This is a genomic window from Sandaracinus amylolyticus, from assembly GCF_000737325.1.
GTDB classification, from domain to species: Bacteria; Myxococcota_A; Polyangia; order Polyangiales; family Sandaracinaceae; genus Sandaracinus; species Sandaracinus amylolyticus.
On sequence record NZ_CP011125.1, the window covers coordinates 8,048,901 to 8,066,908 of the forward strand.

Sequence of the window (18,008 nt, forward strand, 5' to 3'; positions counted from 1 at the left end):
CGGAGCGAGGTCGCGTGTCATGGAGTGGCTCTCGTCATGCGGGCACCGCGCGGGCAGCTCTCGATCGCGCAGACCGTCGCGCTCCTGTTGCTCGGCATCGGGCTCCTCTACGGAGGCGTCGTGGTCGGGGCAGCGATCCGCGCCGCGGTGCACGGCGTCTCGCTCGACGAGGGCGTCGCGCAGGTCACGAGCGAGCCCTTCGGTCCCGGGCTCGCGCAGCTGATCGCGCTCGGCACCGTGATCCTGATCGGCGTGCGCGTCGCGTACGGCGATCGATCGCTGCGCGAGGCGCTGCGCATCGTGCCGGTGCGCGCGCCCGTCGCGCTGCTCGCGATGATCGCGGGTCTCTCGCTGCACTTCCCTCTCGTGGAGCTGATGACGGTCCTCTCGGACATGGTCCCGGGGCTGGCGCTCGACGAGGAGGCGGTGCGGCGCGTCGAGGAGATGACGCGGATCGACGGCCCGCTGCGCGCGATCACCGTGCCGTTCACCGTGATCGTGGTCGCCGCGGGCACCGAGGAGCTGCTCTTCCGCGGGCTGCTGCTGCCCGCGCTCACGCCGCGGCTCGGGCGCATCGGCGCGCTCGTGCTCACGTCGGTGCTGTTCGGCGTGTTCCACGTCGAGCCGTTCGCCGCGACGTACGCGATGATCGCGGGCCTCGTGCTCGGCGCGATCGCGCTGCGCACCGGATCGGTGCTCCCCTGCATCGCGTTCCACGGTGCGTTCAACGCGCTCCCGATCCTCCTGCCCGAGGAGGTGCTCGCGGTGCCCGGCTTCAACGTCGCGGAGAGCGAGGCGCACCTGCCGCCGGCGCTCCTCGTCGCGACGACCCTCGCTGGCGTGATCGCGCTCGTGCTGCTCTGGCGCATCACGAGCGCAGACGAGCCCACACCGCCCCCGGGCTGAACCGTCCCCAGCGCCGCGCGAGTGCGCCCACCACGGGGACTCACGACCTCAGCGCGGATGTGCGACACGCACGGATGCGCCCGCGCGACGTCGACCGCGGAGATCGCGACTTCTCTGCGGCCGTTCGGGTGAATCCCTCGCGCTTTCGCTGACGTGCGAGCGATGGCGCGTCGATTGCTGAATTGTTTCAGGCCGATGCGCTGCCCTGCCGTTCCGCTCGCCGCCGCCCTGATGCTCGCCGCCTGTGAGAACGGCGATCCGAGCGAGCAGCCCGACGCAGGACGCACGCGCGCCGACGCCGCCGCGCCCGACGTGTGCGAGGCGCGCTACGCGGTCACGCGGAGGCAGCCCGAGATCGTGCTGGTGCTCGACCGCGGCTGCGCGATGCGCGCGCGCTTCGACGGGAGCGAGGCGAGCGGACCGAGCGATCCCGAGGGCCGCTGGGGCGCGACCATCGCGCAGATCGAAGCGCGCCTCGCGCGTGGCGGCGCGTCGTGGGGCCTCGTGCTCGCGCCCGACGATCCGACCTCGTGCGACGCGCCGGTGCTGCGGGTCGCGCCGGGCCCGGGCGCGCGCGACATGATCGCGAGCGAGCTCGATCGCGACGGCACCGTCGATCCCTTCGCGGTGTGCACCAGCGGCGCCGCGGAGCTGCCGCTCGAGGGCGCGCTCGCGACGCTGGTCGACGCCGACCCGTTCACGACCGAGCGCCCGCTCGTGCTGGTGATCGCGGCGGGCGCGCCGAGCTGCGGCGCGACCGGCGAGACGCTCGCGGCCCAGGTCGGGTCGCTCACCGAGCTCGGCATCGAGGTCGCGGTGATCGCGCTCTCGTCCGATCCGACGCTCCAGGCGATCAGCACGCAGTACGTCGAGGCCACGAGCGCGAGCGCGCTCGAGGACGCGTTCGCCGAGATCGTCGACGCGCGCGGCGACTGCGTGCTCGAGCTGATCGGCGAGGGCGCGCCCGACCCCGAGCGGCTGCGCGTGTGGATCGACGACGAGGAGCTCGCCGCCGATCCCGACGAGGGCTTCTCGTACGACGCGGGCAGCGGCGCGATCGCGCTCAACGGCGCGGCCTGCGAGCAGCTTCGCGCAGGAGAGATCACCCGGGTGCGCGCGGCCGTCGGCTGCGACGCGCCTTCCTGCGTCGCGCGCGACGAAGCGTGCGACGGCCTCGACGACGACTGTGACGACACCGTCGACGAGAATTGCCTCTGAGGGACGACAGATGAGGATCCGACGTTCATGGATGCTCCCGCTCGCGCTCGTCGCGAGCGCTTGCGGCGGCGATGGCGACGGCGGCACGCCGGCGCCCACACCCTCCGCCGATGCCGAGCTCGACGCGTACTGCGCGGTCGCCCAACGCGGCGATCTCGCGACGTGGGTCGGCGACGTGCTCACGCTCTGCGCGAGCAGCGGCGAGGACGAGGTCGCGTGCAGCAGCGGCCTCTCCGCGGCGACCGGCGCGGTCACTCAGATCGACCTCGAGCTGGCGCCGCTGCGCGTGCTCCCGGCGAGCGGCGGGCGCCTGGTCGCGCTGCTCGCGGACGAGCGCCTCGTCGTGCTCGGCCCCGATCGCGCGATCGAGCGCGAGCTCGCGGCGTGGGCGTCGGACCCGTGGGTCAGCGACGACGGCGATCACGTGATGTGGGTCGGCCTGCCCGACGGCGTCGACGCGTGGGACTTCGGCGTGCCCACCGTCCTCGCGACACAGTCGCTCGACGCGAGCGCGCGCACCGTGCTCGTCGACGACGAGACCGCGTCCACGCCGCGCCCGATCCCGGGCTCGCGCGACGTGCTCTTCGTCTCGACCTCGACCGGCCTCGCGAGCTTCTGGCGCGTCACGCCGGGCTCGCAGCCGGTGCAGCTCACGAACGTCGGGCGCGACGAGGTCGGGCCCGGCTTCGTCCCGGTCGCCGATCGCCAGCTCGCGTGGAGCGAGGGCGCGCTCTTCTACGGCGTCGACGAGGAGGACGGCAGCACGCGCATCTGGCGCTTCGACCCCGCGACGCGCGATGCGACCGAGGTCGGCCCCGGCGCATGGCCGCGCACCGCGAGCGACGGCTCCGTGCTCGCGCTCCAGCCGAGCGGCGGCGCTGCCTGCGCCGCTCGTTACCCGGCGGGAGGTACGCCGTGACGCGCCGCATCGCATTCGTCCTCGCGTGTGTCGCGATCGCGTCGTGCGCTCCAGCCGAAGACGTCGCGGTCCTCGAGTCGAACGTGAGCGCGGCCGTGCGCCGCGAGCGCGCGACGCTGATCCGCGACACCGCTCGCGCCGCGGGCATCACCAACGGCCTGCTCGTCGCGATGCTCGCCGAAGAGGAGACGTACCTCTCGCACTGCGCGAGCGAGTTCCCCGCGTGCCCCGGGCCGGGCACCGCGGACTGCGGTGGTCGCGCCGTGATCTCGGGCGGCGGTGACGGACCGTGCTCGGTCAATCAGGGCGGCCTCGGCATGTTCCAGATCGACGACGGCACCGAGGCGCAGACCGTCGCGGCGCACGGCGATCGCGTGCTCACGCTCCAGGGCAACACCCAGGTCGCGATCGAGCGGATCATCCAGAAGACGATCGCCTCGCGGTACCTCGACGGCATCACCACGCGCCAGCAGGCGATCGACGCGATCAACGCGATCCGCATCGACGACGCGCGCTGGGATCCGTGGATCCGCACCCTCGTGCGCTACTGGAACGGCTGCCCCGAGAGCGGTCGCTGCTGGGGCAATCGCTACCCGAAGTACGACACCGCCGCGCGCACGCTCTACCGCGAGTTCGGCCACGACTTCTGGTACGGCGAGGAGCCGATGATGCCGCCGCCCGCCGGCGGTGGATGGCTCGCGTCGCCGATCGAAGGGCCGCGCGTCACGTCGTACGTCAGCAACCGCCGCGGCACCGGCTGGGCGCGCTACGACTGCACCGCGCTCACCCGCGCGAACCACCGCGGCACCGACTTCGGCGTCGCGGTCGGCACGCCGGTCCACGCGGCCGCGGCGGGCACGGTCATCCGCTCGACCACCGGCTGCCCCGCGAACGGCTCGATGTCGAGCACCTGCGGCGGCGGCTTCGGCAACCACGTGATCATCCTGCACGACGGCGGCTTCGCGACGCTCTACGCGCACTTCAGCCCGGGCGGCGGCCAGGTGCGCAACGGCGCGCGCGTCGAGTGCGGCGACGTGATCGGCAACAGCGGCAACAGCGGTCGCTCGAGCGGCCCGCACCTGCACTTCGAGGTGCGCGCGAACGTGCGCGACGTGTCGACCTACTTCGCGTCGAGCGCGACCACGCTCGACCCCTGGGGCGGCATGTGCTCGAGCCAGACCGAGACGCTCTGGATCGGCGGCCAGCCGATGCGCTCGTGCACCGCGAGCGAGCGCGACGACGCCGTCGTCACGCGCGCGACGCACTCGGGCGAGGTCCGCGGCAGCGCGGGCGCGCGCATCACCCAGACGTTCACGTGGCGCAACACCGGCACCACGACCTGGACGTCCGAGGGCTACGTGATGCGCCACGCCGGCGGTGCGTTCGGCACGCCGCGCGAGGTGATGCTGCCCGCGGGCACGATGGTGGAGCCCGGTCGCACCATCGAGCTCCGCGTCGACGTCACGGTGCCCGAGGCCGAGGGCCTGCACACCGGACGCTGGCGCATGGCGCGGGTGGGCGGCTCGCACTTCGGTCGCGAGGGCACGCTCGCCGTGCGCGTCTCGGGCGCGCCGCGCGCGTGCAACTCGTCGACGCTGCGCCGCACCGTGCCCGACGGCGAGTGCGTGCAGGTCTCGTATCCCGGCTGCGGCGCGTCGTCGTGCGCGTGGTACCGGTGCTCCGACGGCAGCTGGCTCTGCACCGAGGAGACCGACTGCATGGGCGAGATGCACGAGAACGCGTCGTGCGGAGAGATGCCGAGCAACGACGGCGGCGTCTCGATGGGCGATGCCGGCATGTGCACCGGCGGCGGCCAGCCCCTCAACTCGATGTGCGAGACGACGGACGACTGCTGCGAGGGCCTCGAGTGCGGCACGTCGGGCGACGGAACGCGCGAGTGCTGTCATCCGCGCGAGGATCGCTGTGCGCGTCACTCGGACTGCTGTGGATCGATGTTGTGCGTCGCGGGCCACTGCGCGTGCGCGCCGGTCAACCAGCTCTGTCTGAACGACTCGGAGTGCTGCGACGGACTGGCGTGCATCGCGGGCGCGTGCCGTGACGTCTCGAGCTGCACGCGAGAGGCGGAGTCGTGCGGGAGCCGCAGCGAGTGCTGCTATCCGCTGCAGTGCGGCGCGGAGAGCGTCGGGGGCGGCAACACGTGCTGCATCTCGGGCGGCAATCGCTGCGAGCTCGACGACGACTGCTGCGGTGAGATGCAGTGCGTCTCGGGGCGCTGTGCGTATCGCCGTGAAGGAGAGAGCTGCGCGAATCCGCTGGACTGTTATGGGGCGCTGATCTGCCGGGATGGGACCTGTCAGTTCTAGTGAGGCGGATCTCCGCGCGGGGTGAGGCTTCGGTGAGGGCGGGTGGCAGGGGGCCCTCGCTAAGCCTCGCGACCGTCGAGCAGAGACGCTGAGCCGCGGGAGGCGGAGTCGTTCGAGGCGGGGCGCGTTCGCGCTCCGCCTCGAACCGCTTGGAGAGGTGGCTGCCGTCGGGAGGGTCGCTGCGGAAGCGCTCGGGCCCCCTGCCACCCGCCCTGCTGGTGAGGCTTCGGCCGCACGCGAAGGGAGAACGGCGCTCGCTGTGGTGGGGGCGAGAGCGTGACGCGCGAGGGCGCTTCGCGACCTCGCTCGTCACGCGGACCGGCTCGCCCTTCGGGCATCGCGGACGAATGGGACGGGCTCGCGCTCCGCGCCTCGCCCCGATGTGGTGCGTGCGAGGCGTGAGCGCTGGGTCGCGCAGGGGCGTCGAGGCGCGACCGCCGTCGACGCGCGCCGAGCATCGCGACTCCGTCGATCTCCTCTGCGGGTCAGCCCGCGCCGGATTCTCTCGGGTTGATCAGGAGGATCGTTGTTGGGAAAGCACGGTTCGATGGACGAGCTGCTACGCGCGATCGTCGACGATCCCGACGCGGACGCGCCGCGCGCCGCGTACGCCGCTCGCCTGATCGAGGCCGGCGATCCGCACGGCGAGCTCATCCGGCTGCAGCTCCGGCTCGCGCGCCTGCGCCTCGGCGACGACGGCTTCGGCGCGCTCCTCGCCACGCAGGACCGGCTCGTCGCCGCGCACCCCGAGCGCTGGCTCGCGCCGCGCGAACGGCGCGTCGCGTGGCTGCGGCGCGGCTTCTACTGGCGGGCGACGATCGACGAGGTGGCGCTCGCCGATGCCGAGCTCGCGCGCCACCCGATCGTCGCGATCGACGCGTACGACGCGCGCGTCCCCGACGCGCTCCTCGGGAGCCCGCTCCTGCTTCGCGCGCGCGCGATCGACTTCTTCTACGAGGACGTGGACCACGAGGCGCTGCCCGCGCTGTTCGCGCACGCGCCGCGCCTCACGAGCTTTCACTTCTCGAGCGACGACCCGCTCGCCGTCCTGCCGCTCGTGCCGCCGGCCGTCGAGGAGCTCGGCCTCAACGTCTCGGGCGACGTCGAGGCGATCTGCGCGCACCTGACCGCGCGACGGCGGCTGTCGCTGCGCATCCCCCGGCCCGACGAGGCGGGGCTCGCGGCGTGCGCGCGGCTCACCCAGCTCCGCGAGCTCGCGATCGTCCACCCGCCGGCCGCGCTGCCCTCGTTCGCGCCGCTCGAGTCGTTGCGCCTCGTGTACTGCGACCGGCTCCCGCCCCTCATGCCGGTGCGCCGCCTCGAGATCGTGTCGAGCGCCGACGCCGACGGCGTCGTGCGCGCGCTGGCGGCCGATCCGGCGCTCGCCGCCGTCGAGGAGCTGACCCTCGGGCTGTGGATCTCGCCGGACAGCGTGGCGACGCTGGCGCGCTCGCCGTTCGCCGGCCGGCTGCGACGGCTCGAGCTGCGCGGGTTTCGCCTCGAGGACGCCGAGCTCCTGGCGCCGCTGGTGCCGCAGCTGACGACGCTCGCGGTGGGCGCGCTCGGCGCGACGCTCGACCTCGAGCGCGTGCTCGGGCCGCGCCTCGCGATGCTGACGTTCATCGAGGCCGACGAGCCGGTCGCACGCCGCCTCGCGGACGGGTGCTTCCCGGCGCTGGGGCGGGTCTCGACCGTCGAGAGCAAGGCCGGCGCTTCGATCATCGCCGAGCGCTGGCCGCAGGTCTGGGCCCAGCTCGGGGATCCCGAGCGGGGCGCATGAGGACGCGCAACCACGGCCGATGGATCGCTTCTCGTGCCAGATGAGCGATTCTGCTGCGGCCGAGTGGACTCTCTGGGGGGTATTCGTCATGCGCATCGCGACCGTGTCTCTCGTGCTCGCTTGCGTCCTCGCGGCTCCCTCGCCCGCCGCAGCGCAGCGTCCGACGGCGACCGAGGTCCTGCTGTCCCACCGAGCCGCCGTGGTCCAGATGCTGACGGAGGCCGCTGGACGTCCCGACGACGAGCGCCACAGCGCGCGAGACGCGGCGCACGACATGGCCGAGCTGATGGATTTCGATGCGGTGGCCCGCAGGGCCCTCGGGCAGCACTGGGACGCGCGGACACCCGAGGAGCGGCGCCGCGTCGCGACGCTGTTGCGCGCTCGATTCGAGCGCAACTACGCACGATGGTGCATTCGCAGCGTCGACTACGAGATCGTGTCGAGCACCGAAGCGCCGACTGCAGACGGCGTCGACGTGACGCTGGTCTGGCGAGACCCCCGCGCACGCGGCCAGCCCGGACGTCGAGTCGTGTACGGATTTCACGCGGTCGATGGTCGCTGGCAGCTCGTGGACACGGTCGTCGAGGGCTCGTCTCTCGTGGGACGATTGGCGCTCCGCGTCGCGGAGATCACCGAGCGCGACGGCTGGGACGGACTCCTCACGTGGCTCGAGGGACCGTCGGCGCAGTAGCTCGATGCGCTCGCGATGCGGACTGTCATGGGGCGCTCATTTGCGGAGGCGAGCGCGAGCTCTCTCCTGGGACGTAGAGCGTGCGCGACTCTACACGTCAGCCGGACAGCGATACCTCCGTGACCGCCAACGAGCGATCGAGACGAACCTCGATCGCTTGGTCGTCGAACAGGTCTGCGCAGTCCAGATAGACGGTGATTCGCTCCTCGTCGACATCCAAGGACTCGACTCGGACTCGCTGCGTGAAGCGCTCGCGACTCACCGGACTACCACTCGCCCAGGTGCTCTCATAGACCGGGTACATCTTCGCCACTGCGGTGCCCAAGACGTCCGACCATCTCGCGTTCAGCTGAACGACGCGACGCGAGACGTCATCGAGCAGCGCCCGATCGCGGTCGATGTCATCGAGATGATGGCCTCGCGGAACGAACAACTCGGCGCGGCGGCGCCCGACGCGAACCTCTCCGCGGAACCCGTTCGCGATTCGATCGAGGTCGAGCGTTCCGAGCGCAGGAACGTCCACCTCGTAGGGAGCGGCCAGCACACGCATGCCAGCTTCGAGCTCGGCGTCACTCGTCTCGACGTGCTCGAGAGCACCCTCTTGCGTCGCGACCTGGTCGCCGAGAACGAGCTCCTCCGATAGCGTCACACGCACTCTGACGAGCGTCCCCGACCTCACCGCTGACGCGCGGCGGCCGACCTCTTCCCTCGCGGCACCGGGAAGCGGGTGTTGGACTCGGAGCCCATTCATGTGGAGCTCCCCGTCGCCAGCTCTCCACGGCCTCAGCGTATATCGGACGTAGAATGTGCCGCTCGCGAATTGGCCCCGCATACCTGCGCTGAAGACGGCGCCGACGACGAGGTCAGTGGTCGTGGACATTCCAGATGACGCTATCACGCGGCGGCACACACGCCGCGGGACGACGGTGCGCCCATCGCCGAGCCCTCTAACCCTCCTCGCGCGCTCGTGCGCGGATCTCGGAGCCTTCGAGCTCTCTCGAGGTCGCCGCGGCGATCTTCGAGCCCTCGAGCCCTCTCCACGTCGCGGTGCGGCGATCTCGCGAGCCCGCGAGCCCTCTCCACATCGCGGCGCGGCGATCTCCGAGCCCTCGAGCCCTCTCCACGTCGCGGTGCGCCGATCTTCGAGCCCTCGAGCCCTCTCGACGTCGCGGCGCGGCGATTTGCGAGCCCTCGAGCCCTCCCCCCTTCGCGCCGTGAAGACACGACGAGCCCTCCGGGGCTCCGATCGCGCCGCGGCGCGAGTCGATGGACCTCGGAGGGCTCGTTCGTGCGGGCGCGCGCGTCAGCCGTTGCCGACCAGACTGCCGCCCTCCTCGCGCTGCGCGTCGGTCTCGTCGGGCTTGCGCGGGCGTGAGCGCTGGTTGAGGTAGAGCGGCGGCGCGTAGCTCGCCGCGTCGCCCTCGTGGCGGCGCACGTACTCGACCGCCCAGCGGATCTCGTCGTAGTCGTTCATCAGCAGGCGGAACGCGCGATTGCGGCGGTCGCTCCAGCTCGCGCCGCCGGTCGCCGGTCCCGTGCCGAGCTCCTTCGCGCCGAGCGCCGCGACGAGCGTGGTGCCGAGCACCGTCGCGCGATCGAGCTGCGCGTCCGTCACCTGGGTGTGGCCCTCGAGCTCGCTCCACACGCCGCGGAACAGCGCGGCGAGCGCGATGAGATCGTTGGCGCGATCGAGGTGACCCTGACCCTCGCGCACCGCGGCGATCGCGTCCGCGTCGAGCTGGCCGTGCGCGACGTGCGCGTCGGCCGACGCGAGCAAGCGCTCGCGCTGCACGCGCGCCTCCTCGAGGTCGGCCTCGCTCACCGTGATCTTCGGCGCGTGGTGCAGGTGCGCGTAGAGCGCGGCGAGCGCGCGATCGTGGAGGCGCGCGATCTCCGCGAGCGGCGGGTGCTTCAGCGCCGCCTGCAGCTCGCCGCGCAGCGACTCGAGCGCGGGCAGCGCGCCGAGCGCCAGCGAGACCGCGGTCGGCACGTCGGCGTTGACGCGCCCCACCCGCTCCTTCGGGAGCGCTTCGATGTCCTTCTCGGTGCGCTGATACGCCGCCGCGACCTCGTCCGGCGCGGCCGCTGGGCGCGCGATCCTCGGGCTCTTCTTCTTCGCCATTCGATCCCCCTTTCGAACGCGGCGACGTTCGTCGCCCCCGCGTCGACTGTCAACTCCGGCCAACTCACGCGCGCGCTCACACGACCCCTCTCGTCGCGCGCAGTCGCGTCGATAGCATCGATCGCATGCGCCTCGCTCTCTGCCTCGCCGCGACGTGTCTGCTCGCGCTGCTGCTCCCGTCGTGCACCGACGACGGGCCCGGACGTCCATCGCGCGACGCGGGACCGCTGGCCGACGGGCAGGTCGCGCCCGGGGTCGACGGCGGGCTGCGCTGCACGCCGGGACGTCTCGCGTGCGCGGGCAACACGTCGTTCGTCTGCGGCGACGACGGGATGTCGCGCACGAACGAGGTCGCGTGCGACGTGTGCGCGCCCGGGCTCGGGTGCGTGCTCTGCGTGCCGGGATCGCGGCGCTGCGAGGGCACCGTGTCGATGGTCTGCGCGACCGACGGACGCGCGTGGCTCACCGGGCGCGACTGCAGCGAGTGGGGCTCGAGCTGCGGCGGCAACGGCTACTGCGGCGACGCGTGCGGCGAGGCCGAGCAGACGCGCAGCAACGTGGGATGCGAGTACTGGCCCGCGCCGCTCGCGAACCCGGCGCTCGACGGCAGCAGGTTCGACTTCCGCGTCGTGGTCGCGAACCCGAACGACACCGCGGCGAACGTGCGCATCACGCGCAACGGCGTCGACGCGTACACCGGGACCGTCGCGGCGAACGGGCTCGCCGAGATCCCGCTGCCGTGGATCCCGGGGCAGAGCCTCGACGGGATCCAGCCCGACGACTGGCGCTCGATCACGGTCGCGGGCGGCGCGTACCGCATGACGAGCGACGTGCCGGTGATCGCGATGCAGTTCAACCCGTTCGAGTACTCGAGCGGCGGCGCGAATTCGTTCACCAACGACGCGACGTTGCTCTATCCGACGCACGTGCTCACCGGCGACTACGTCGGGCTCGCGTACTACCCGCTGAGCCGCACCGTCGACGGCAACGCGCTGCGCTACCCGGGCTACATCGCGGTGGTGGGCGTGTCGCCGGAGCCGACGCGCGTGCAGGTGTCGGCGCGCGGCGCGGTCGCGGCCGATGCGGCGGGGCGCTTCCCCGCGACGCCGACCGGCGGCTCGTTCGTGGTCACGCTGCAGCAGGGCGAGGTCGTGCACATCGCGGCGGCGATCCCGCCGGAGTGCGCGCCGGGCCGCCCCGGGTACGTCGAGAACCGCGAGTGCGAGAGCACGCCGATCGGCGAGATCTGCGACGTGATGGAGACCTGCCGCGAGCAGGACTACGACCTCACGGGCACGCGCATCACCGCGGATCGACCGGTCGCGGTGTTCGGCGGTCACGCGTGCGCGTACGTGCCGACGAGCGCGGAGGCGTGTGATCACCTCGAGGAGCAGCTGCCGCCGATCCAGAGCTGGGGTCGCGCGTTCGTCGGCGCGCCGATGGGCGACGGGAGCATCGGCGGCACGAACGTGCTGCGGGTGATCGCGTACGAGGACACGACGGTCACGGTGAGCCCGCCGCAGGGCGGCGTGGGCGGTGGCGCGCTGCGGGGCGGCGAGTTCCTCGAGCTCGACGTGACGAGCCCGTTCGAGGTGACCGGGACGAGCGCGATCATGGTCGCGCAGTACCTGCGCGGTCAGTACGCGACGGAGCCCGCAGCGCAGCGGGGTGATCCCGACGTGACGGTGCTGGTGCCCTCGGAGCAGTACCGCGAGGACTACACGTTCGTGCTGCCGAGCTCGTACAACGCGGGCACGAACGGGCAGAACCACCTGCTCGTGGTGCGGCAGCCGGGCGTGGCGCTGACGCTCGACGGCGCGGCGGTGAGCGCGACGTTCGTGACGGTGGGCGGGCGCGAGATCGCGGTGATCCCGCTCGCGGGCGGCACGCACGCGATTTCGAGCACGGAGCCGTTCGGGCTGATCGCGTACGGCCTCGGGAGCTTCACGAGCTACTCGTCGCCCGCGGGGCTGAACCTCGATCCGATCACGGTGCTGTATTGACGATCAGCGCGAGACGCCGACGCCGACCTTGAACGAATAGCCGCCTTCGCTCGGCAGCAGCTCGGTGCCCACGAGCGCGCGCTCCATGCACTGCACGACCGGCGGATCGATCGGGCAGAACACGAACGGCTCGACGCGCTGCACGCGTCCGTCGGCGCCGACGCTGAGCGTGTACCACTGCCCCTGGAGGAGCGCGTGGCCGCGATGACACGCGCTCATCGCGGCGGCGCGCGCGTTCACGAGATCGCGCAGCTGCGTGATGGTGCCGGGGGGCACGTTCTCGATCGCGGCGGCGCTCGAGGCCCACACCCGCTCGCGCCGCCCGACGATCACGAGCTGCACCTCCGAGCCTCCACACGTCGCGGTGATCTCGTGCGGCGCGGCAGGAGCACGCGGCGCGACGGCCGCGGTCTCGGGCGCGGCAGCTTCGGTCGCGGTCGCGGCAGCTTCGGTCGCGGACTCGGACTCGGTCGCGGACTCGGACTCGGACTCGGTCGCGGACTCGGACTCGGTCGCGGTCTCGGCCGCCGTCGGCGCGATCGGCATCATCGGCGCAGCGACTTCCGCCTCCGCGCCGCTCGTCGTCGTCGTCGTCGTCGTCGTAGCGACGTCGTCTCCACGCCCCGCGAGCGCCCACGCACCGGCGCCGATCATCCCCGCGATCACCGCCAGCGCGATCCACGCCGCCGTCCCCCGTCGCGGCGCCGCGTCCCGCCCCTGCCCCGCTCCCTTCCCCGGAGCCGTCCCGGACCCGGACCCCGACCCCGTCGAGGCCATCGTCGCGGCGAACGCGCCGTCCGACACGTCCCGCGGTCCCCGCCCGGCTCGCGCGCCCGGATCCGACCCGGCCCCCGTCGACACGCGCGTGACCGGCATCCCCGCGACGTCCTCGCGCAGCCCGGTGACCGCCGCGAGCGCGTCGGCCATCTCGCGCGCGCTCGCGAAGCGCGCCTCGGGTGTCTTGTGCATCGCGCGCTCGACGATGCTCGCGAGCGCGAGCGACGTCGCGGGATCGAGCTCGCGCAGCGAGGCCGGTGTCTCCTCGACCACCGCGAACATGAGCTCGTGGTAGTTGTCTTTCTCGAACGGCCGGCGCCCCGCGAGCATCTGGTACATCACCGCGCCGATCGACCACACGTCGCTGCGCGCGTCGACGCGCCGGCCGCGCGCCTGCTCCGGGCTCATGTACGCGGGCGTGCCGAGCACCGCGCCGGTGCGCGTCATCGAGTGATCGTCGTCGAGCATCCGCGCGATGCCGAAGTCGAGCAGCTTCACGAGCTCCATCCCGCTCACGCGCTGCACGAACACGTTCTCGGGCTTCAGATCGCGATGGACGATGCCGCGCTCGTGCGCGACCGCGAGCGCGCTCAGCACCTGCATCGTGATGCGCTGCGCGCGCCCCTCGGACAGGCGCCCTTCGCGCGCGAGCAGCGCCGCGAGGGACTCGCCCTCCAGCAGATCCATCACGAGGTACGCGCGGCCCTCGTTCGGACCAGCGTCGTGGACGCCGAAGTCCGTCACCTGCGCGATGTTGGGATGCGAGAGCGACGCCGCGAGCTCCGCCTCGCGCTTGAAGCGCGCGACGATGTCGGCGTTCCGCGAGATCTCGGGGCGCAGCACCTTGATCGCGACGGGGCGTCCCAGCGGCTCCTGCACCCCCGCGTGCACCGCGCCCATCCCGCCCGATCCGAGGAGACGCCCGACGCGATACCGGCCGAGCGTCGTTCCTTCGAGCCGTTCGTCCACGCCGCGAGCGTATCGCGACGTGGACCACGCTCACACGTCCCTCACGCCGCGCGCGCGACCGTGGTCACCGTGCGGTCCTCGAGCTTGCCCGCGCGCACGATGCTGACGCGCAGCGACTGATCGACGCGGCTGCGGAGCGCGCCGATCACGTCCTCGGGCCCGCGCACCTTCGCGCCCTCGATCGCCCAGATCACGTCGCCGAGCACGAGCCCCGCGACGTCGGCCGGGCTCTTCGGCTCGACCGCGACGATCAGCGCGCCGCTGCGCTGCTGGATCTCGGCGCCGACCACGTCGGGCAGGCGCACCGGGTGCACCGCGACGCCGAGCCACCCGCGACGCACCTGACCGTGCGCGGCGATCTCGTCGACGACGCGCGCGAGCTCTTCCTTCGCGAGCGCGAGGTCCGCGCCGCGCACCAGGCCGTCGGTGCTCATCCCGATCGCCGCGCCCGTCACGTCGACGAGCGGCCCGCCCGAGAACCCCGCGGGCAGGGCGCGATCGCTCTCGATCCAGCGCGACAGGCGCGCGCCCGCGCGCGTCGGCACGTCGGTCCCGATCACGCCGATCATGCGCAGGCTCGCGCGCACGCTGCGCCCCGGACGACCGAGCGCGAGCGCGAGGTGACCGACCTTCACCGCGCTCGCGTCGGCGAACGTGATCGGCGTGAGGCCACCACCATCGACGCGCAGCACCGCGACGTCGGTCGCGGGGTCGCCGCCGATCACCTGCGCGGCGCGCTCGGTCCCGTCGTGCAGGCGCACGCGCGCGTCGTCGCGACGCACGACGTGCGCGGCGGTGACGACGAGATCGTCGCTCCACACCGTGCCGCTCGCGCGGCGTGGGGACACCACCTGCACCACGGACGCCGACGCACGCTCCACCGCGACGGCGAGCGAGTCGCCGAGCTCCAGCATCGAACTGCTCATCACGCACTCTCCTCGGCGGCTCGGGAATACGAGAGCCACCACGCGAGCGAGGGTGCGCGTGCGACCACGTGCGGCGCATCGCCCCACGAGGCAGCCCCTGCCCGACTGCTCGGGGAGGGGCGACCATGCGATGTCCTACCGTTGACACCAGGGCGTCCAGCCGCAGGTTCTGGAACTGTGTCGGCCAATTCGAAGATCCGGCGGCCCAACCCTGGCGAAGCGCTCCGTGTGCTGGTGGTCGCGGACGATCCCCTGGTACGCGAAGCGCTCGCGGCCAGCCTCGCCAAGGAAACTGCGGTGCGCGTCGTCGAGCGCGCAGAGGACGCGCACGTCGCGTTGCTCGATCCCGGCGCGGTCAACCCCGACGGGGGTGATCGCCAGTCGCGCGCACGTCTCGACGCCGGCCTCCAGCCGGTCGCGGAGCTCGACATCCCGAGCGTCGTGCTCGCGGAAGGCGAGCCCCAGGCGCGCGCGGCGCTCGCGCGCGGTGCGCGCGGTGCGGTCATGCGTCGTCCCGACGGGCCTCGGCTCGTGGCTGCGCTCAGCGCGGTCGCGGCGGGCTTGACGGTGCTCGACTTCACGCTCGGTCCTCCGCCGCCGACGGGCGAGGACGGACCGCCGGTGCAGCTCACGTCGCGTGAGCACGAGGTCCTCGAGCTGCTCGCGGGCGGGTTCTCCAACCGTCGCATCGCGCGCCGTCTCGGGATCAGCGAGCACACCGCGAAGTTCCACGTGAACGGCATCCTCGTGAAGCTCGGCGCGGGCACGCGCACCGAGGCGGTGGTCATCGCCGCCCGTCGCGGCCTGGTCATGCTGTGATGGGCCGCGCTCTCGCGCCGATCGCGTGAGAGCGCGGCAGTCCGCTCCCGAGAGCTGGCGCGCGTGATGCTCTGCATCGCGGCATGCGCACGAAGCAAGCGATGCTCGCGGCGCTCGCGATCGCGAGCGTCGTGGCGGGATGCAGCACTCCTTCGACGGGCTATCCGCCGGCGGCTCCGGTCGCGACCGCGAGACGGCTCGAGAACCTGCAGGCCGTCGCGTCGCGCCACACGGCGTGCCCGGCGCGCGAGATCGGCATCCGTCAGGTCTCGGAGCGCGTGTTCTCCACGATGGGCTGCGGCGTGGTGCGCGAGTACGCGCTCGTGCAGGGCTCGCGCTACGCCGAGTGGCAGCCGATCATGCCCGTGAACATGCGCGCGGCGAACGAGATGGTCTGCCCGCTCGAGCGCCTCGTGGTGAGCGCGCCGACCGAGAACGTGCGGCAGGTGTCGGGCTGCGGGCGCAGCGCGCAGTACCAGCTCGCGTGCGACGTGTCGCAGTGCGAGTGGGCGATGACGACGCCGCCCGCGGGCGCAGGCGCGACCGGTCGCGTGGTGGAGGCGACGCCGCCGCCCGGTCGGGTGACGGCGCCCACGCCGTCGACGCCGGACAGCTCGGTCGTGGTGGTGCCGCAGCGCGCGGATCCCGCGGTCGATCAGGCGATCCGCGGTCAGCTCGACGCGCGGCGCAGCGCGATCCGCGCGTGCGTGCCCCGCGGCGAGCTGACGATGGTCCGCGCGCAGTGGGGCCGCGACGGGATGGTGCGGCTCTCGCTCGACCCGCCGTGGCAGGGCACGCAGAGCGAGCGCTGCGTGCAGCAGTCGGTCGGTCAGCTGCAGGTGACGACGGGCGAAGCGGGCGCGATCTCGCACGTCGTGCGGTGAACGGTTCGCTTGCCGCTGGACATGTGGCGATTACCCTCGCCGCATGCTCAAGCGGCTCGTGGTCGGCCTGCTGAAGGGGCTCGTGCTCGGTGCCGCGATCGGAGCCGGCATCCAGTACGGGCTCCACTCTGCCACCGGCGGACCGCTGCTCGTCACCTCGGGCGGGCTGCTCGGGTACCTGCTCGCGATGGGCACGTCGGGGACGACCGGCGTGTTCGCGGGCAAGCCGCCGTGGCGGGAAGGCGCGTGGATCGAGGCGCTGCTGAAGGGCCTCGTCGGCGTCGGCATCGGCGCGCTGCTGTACTGGCTGGGCTCGGCCTACGGCGCGGTGCAGCTGCCCTTCCCCGGGGTCGGGAGCGCGGCGTGGACGGCGCTGCCGGTGATCTTCCTCCCCGCGATCGCCGGGGTCTACGGGTCGCTGGTCGAGCTCGACAACAGCGACGACGGCGGCGCGAAGAAGGGCTCGGGCGGCGGCAAGGGCGAGACCCGTGGACCGCGCGCGCGCGTCGCGGTCGACGACGACGATGCGCTCGGCGCGACCGAGCACGCCGCGAGCACGCGCCCGGCGCGCCGCCGGATTTGACGTTCGACGAGAGGACGAGAGAGACGCGATGAGCACGAATCAATCGGTGGGCCCGAGCAGCGGTGACGAGCTCGGCTGGACGCTCGACCGGCACATCCTCGAGCGTCAACGCCGCACGCCGGGCGCGAGCGGCGACTTCACCGGGCTGTTCCAGGCGATCGCGCTCGCGGGGCGCGTCATCGCGAGCAAGGTCGCGAAGGCGGGGCTCGCCGACGTCCTCGGCGCGACCGGCGCGGTGAACGTGCAGGGCGAGACCGTGCAGAAGCTCGACGAGCTCGCCAACAAGATCCTCGTGCGCTGCGTGGAAGCGGGCGGCCACGTCTGCGTGATGGCGAGCGAGGAGGACGAGACGACGATCCCCGTCCCGCCGCAGTACCCGCAGGGCAAGTACGTGCTGATGTTCGATCCGCTCGACGGCAGCTCGAACATCGACGTGAACGTGTCGATCGGGACGATCTTCTCGATCCACCGTCGCGTCACCGCGAGCGGCCCCGGCACCGCGCAGGACTGCCTGCAGGCAGGGCACAAGCAGGTCGCGGCGGGCTACATCATCTACGGCTCGAGCACGATGCTCGTCTACACGACCGGCGACGGCGTGCACGGCTTCACGCTCGACCCGCTGGTCGGCGAGTTCTTCCTCTCGCACGAGAACCTGCGGATGCCGACGCGCGGCAACACGTACTCGATCAACGAGGGCAACCGCAGCAAGTGGACGCCCGGCGTGACCGAGTGGATCGACACGCTGAAGAGCGACAAGGCGCCGGGCGGGAAGCCCTACGGGATGCGCTACGTGGGATCGCTCGTCGCGGACTTCCATCGCACGCTGCTGCGCGGCGGCGTCTTCGCGTACCCGGGGGATCGCAAGGCGCCCGAGGGCAAGCTGCGGCTGCTGTACGAGTGCTCGCCGATGGCGTTCATCGCGGAGGCGGCGGGCGGCGCGGCGTCGACGGGGACGCAGCGCGTGCTCGACGTGGAGCCCACGGCGCTGCACCAGCGCGTGCCGCTGTTCATCGGCAGCAAGGAAGACGTCGCGGACGCGGAGCGCTTCGTCGCGAAGGACGCCCGCTGATCGCGTCGCGCCGGGATG

15 protein-coding genes are annotated in these 18,008 nt (G+C 72.6%); 11 read left to right on the forward strand and 4 right to left on the reverse strand.

Annotated features, from left to right (window positions below; genetic code table 11):
• The first annotated feature begins 36 nt into the window (after positions 1 to 36).
• The 6 genes from DB32_RS48715 (at position 37) to DB32_RS33945 (ending at position 7,838) form a co-directional block, all read left to right on the forward strand.
• Complete coding sequence (locus DB32_RS48715; RefSeq protein WP_169791646.1) at positions 37 to 906, forward strand: CPBP family intramembrane glutamic endopeptidase; 870 nt, start codon at positions 37 to 39, stop codon at positions 904 to 906.
• Positions 907 to 1,137: 231 nt separating this feature from the next.
• A complete protein-coding gene (locus tag DB32_RS33925) occupies positions 1,138 to 2,124 on the forward strand; it encodes a hypothetical protein (protein ID WP_157069715.1) in 987 nt (328 codons plus the stop codon).
• 10 nt (positions 2,125 to 2,134) lie between these two features.
• Positions 2,135 to 3,043 (forward strand): TolB-like translocation protein, encoded by a 909-nt coding sequence (locus DB32_RS47440; RefSeq protein ID WP_169791647.1) that lies wholly within the window; start codon positions 2,135 to 2,137, stop codon positions 3,041 to 3,043.
• Positions 3,040 to 5,367, forward strand: a complete 2,328-nt coding sequence (locus DB32_RS33935) for a peptidoglycan DD-metalloendopeptidase family protein (protein ID WP_053236810.1) — start codon at positions 3,040 to 3,042, stop codon at positions 5,365 to 5,367. Before DB32_RS47440 ends, DB32_RS33935 begins: the two co-directional genes overlap by 4 nt.
• A 547-nt stretch (positions 5,368 to 5,914) precedes the next feature.
• Entirely contained in the window at positions 5,915 to 7,147 is a 1,233-nt protein-coding gene (locus DB32_RS33940; RefSeq protein ID WP_053236811.1) for a TIGR02996 domain-containing protein, read from the forward strand.
• A 19-nt stretch (positions 7,148 to 7,166) separates the two neighbouring features.
• Positions 7,167 to 7,838: an MlaC/ttg2D family ABC transporter substrate-binding protein gene (locus DB32_RS33945; protein ID WP_053236812.1), complete on the forward strand. Its 672-nt coding sequence runs from the start codon at positions 7,167 to 7,169 to the stop codon at positions 7,836 to 7,838.
• A 97-nt stretch (positions 7,839 to 7,935) separates the two neighbouring features.
• On the opposite strand, the gene DB32_RS33950 is transcribed toward DB32_RS33945, so the two are convergent.
• The gene (locus DB32_RS33950; RefSeq protein ID WP_053236813.1) at positions 7,936 to 8,718 is read right to left on the reverse strand and encodes a hypothetical protein; all 783 of its coding nucleotides are present in this window, start codon (positions 8,716 to 8,718) and stop codon (positions 7,936 to 7,938) included.
• 423 nt (positions 8,719 to 9,141) lie between these two features.
• Positions 9,142 to 9,960: a hypothetical protein gene (locus tag DB32_RS33955; RefSeq protein ID WP_053236814.1), complete on the reverse strand. Its 819-nt coding sequence runs from the start codon at positions 9,958 to 9,960 to the stop codon at positions 9,142 to 9,144.
• A 125-nt stretch (positions 9,961 to 10,085) separates the two neighbouring features.
• Here DB32_RS33955 and DB32_RS33960 point away from each other — a divergent pair, with 125 nt between their 5' ends.
• Positions 10,086 to 11,963, forward strand: coding sequence for an IgGFc-binding protein (locus DB32_RS33960; RefSeq protein ID WP_053236815.1), 1,878 nt, complete (start codon positions 10,086 to 10,088; stop codon positions 11,961 to 11,963).
• Positions 11,964 to 11,966: 3 nt separating this feature from the next.
• Here DB32_RS33960 and DB32_RS33965 read toward each other — a convergent pair whose 3' ends face one another.
• Together DB32_RS33965 and DB32_RS33970 are read right to left on the reverse strand one after the other, a co-directional pair.
• A complete protein-coding gene (locus tag DB32_RS33965; RefSeq protein ID WP_053236816.1) occupies positions 11,967 to 13,709 on the reverse strand; it encodes a serine/threonine-protein kinase in 1,743 nt (580 codons plus the stop codon).
• Positions 13,710 to 13,750: 41 nt separating this feature from the next.
• Complete coding sequence (locus DB32_RS33970; protein ID WP_075097692.1) at positions 13,751 to 14,635, reverse strand: S1C family serine protease; 885 nt, start codon at positions 14,633 to 14,635, stop codon at positions 13,751 to 13,753.
• Positions 14,636 to 14,932: 297 nt separating this feature from the next.
• Here DB32_RS33970 and DB32_RS49205 point away from each other — a divergent pair, with 297 nt between their 5' ends.
• The 4 genes from DB32_RS49205 to fbp all read left to right on the forward strand — a co-directional run bounded on the left by DB32_RS49205 (position 14,933) and on the right by fbp (position 17,990).
• Positions 14,933 to 15,454, forward strand: coding sequence for a helix-turn-helix transcriptional regulator (locus DB32_RS49205; protein ID WP_240481282.1), 522 nt, complete (start codon positions 14,933 to 14,935; stop codon positions 15,452 to 15,454).
• Positions 15,455 to 15,537: 83 nt separating this feature from the next.
• Complete coding sequence (locus DB32_RS33980) at positions 15,538 to 16,338, forward strand: hypothetical protein (RefSeq protein ID WP_053236819.1); 801 nt, start codon at positions 15,538 to 15,540, stop codon at positions 16,336 to 16,338.
• A 43-nt stretch (positions 16,339 to 16,381) separates the two neighbouring features.
• Entirely contained in the window at positions 16,382 to 16,921 is a 540-nt protein-coding gene (locus tag DB32_RS33985; protein WP_053236820.1) for a hypothetical protein, read from the forward strand.
• Between the two features lie 28 nt (positions 16,922 to 16,949).
• A complete protein-coding gene (gene fbp, locus DB32_RS33990) occupies positions 16,950 to 17,990 on the forward strand; it encodes a class 1 fructose-bisphosphatase (RefSeq protein ID WP_053236821.1) in 1,041 nt (346 codons plus the stop codon).
• The last annotated feature ends 18 nt before the right edge of the window (positions 17,991 to 18,008 follow it).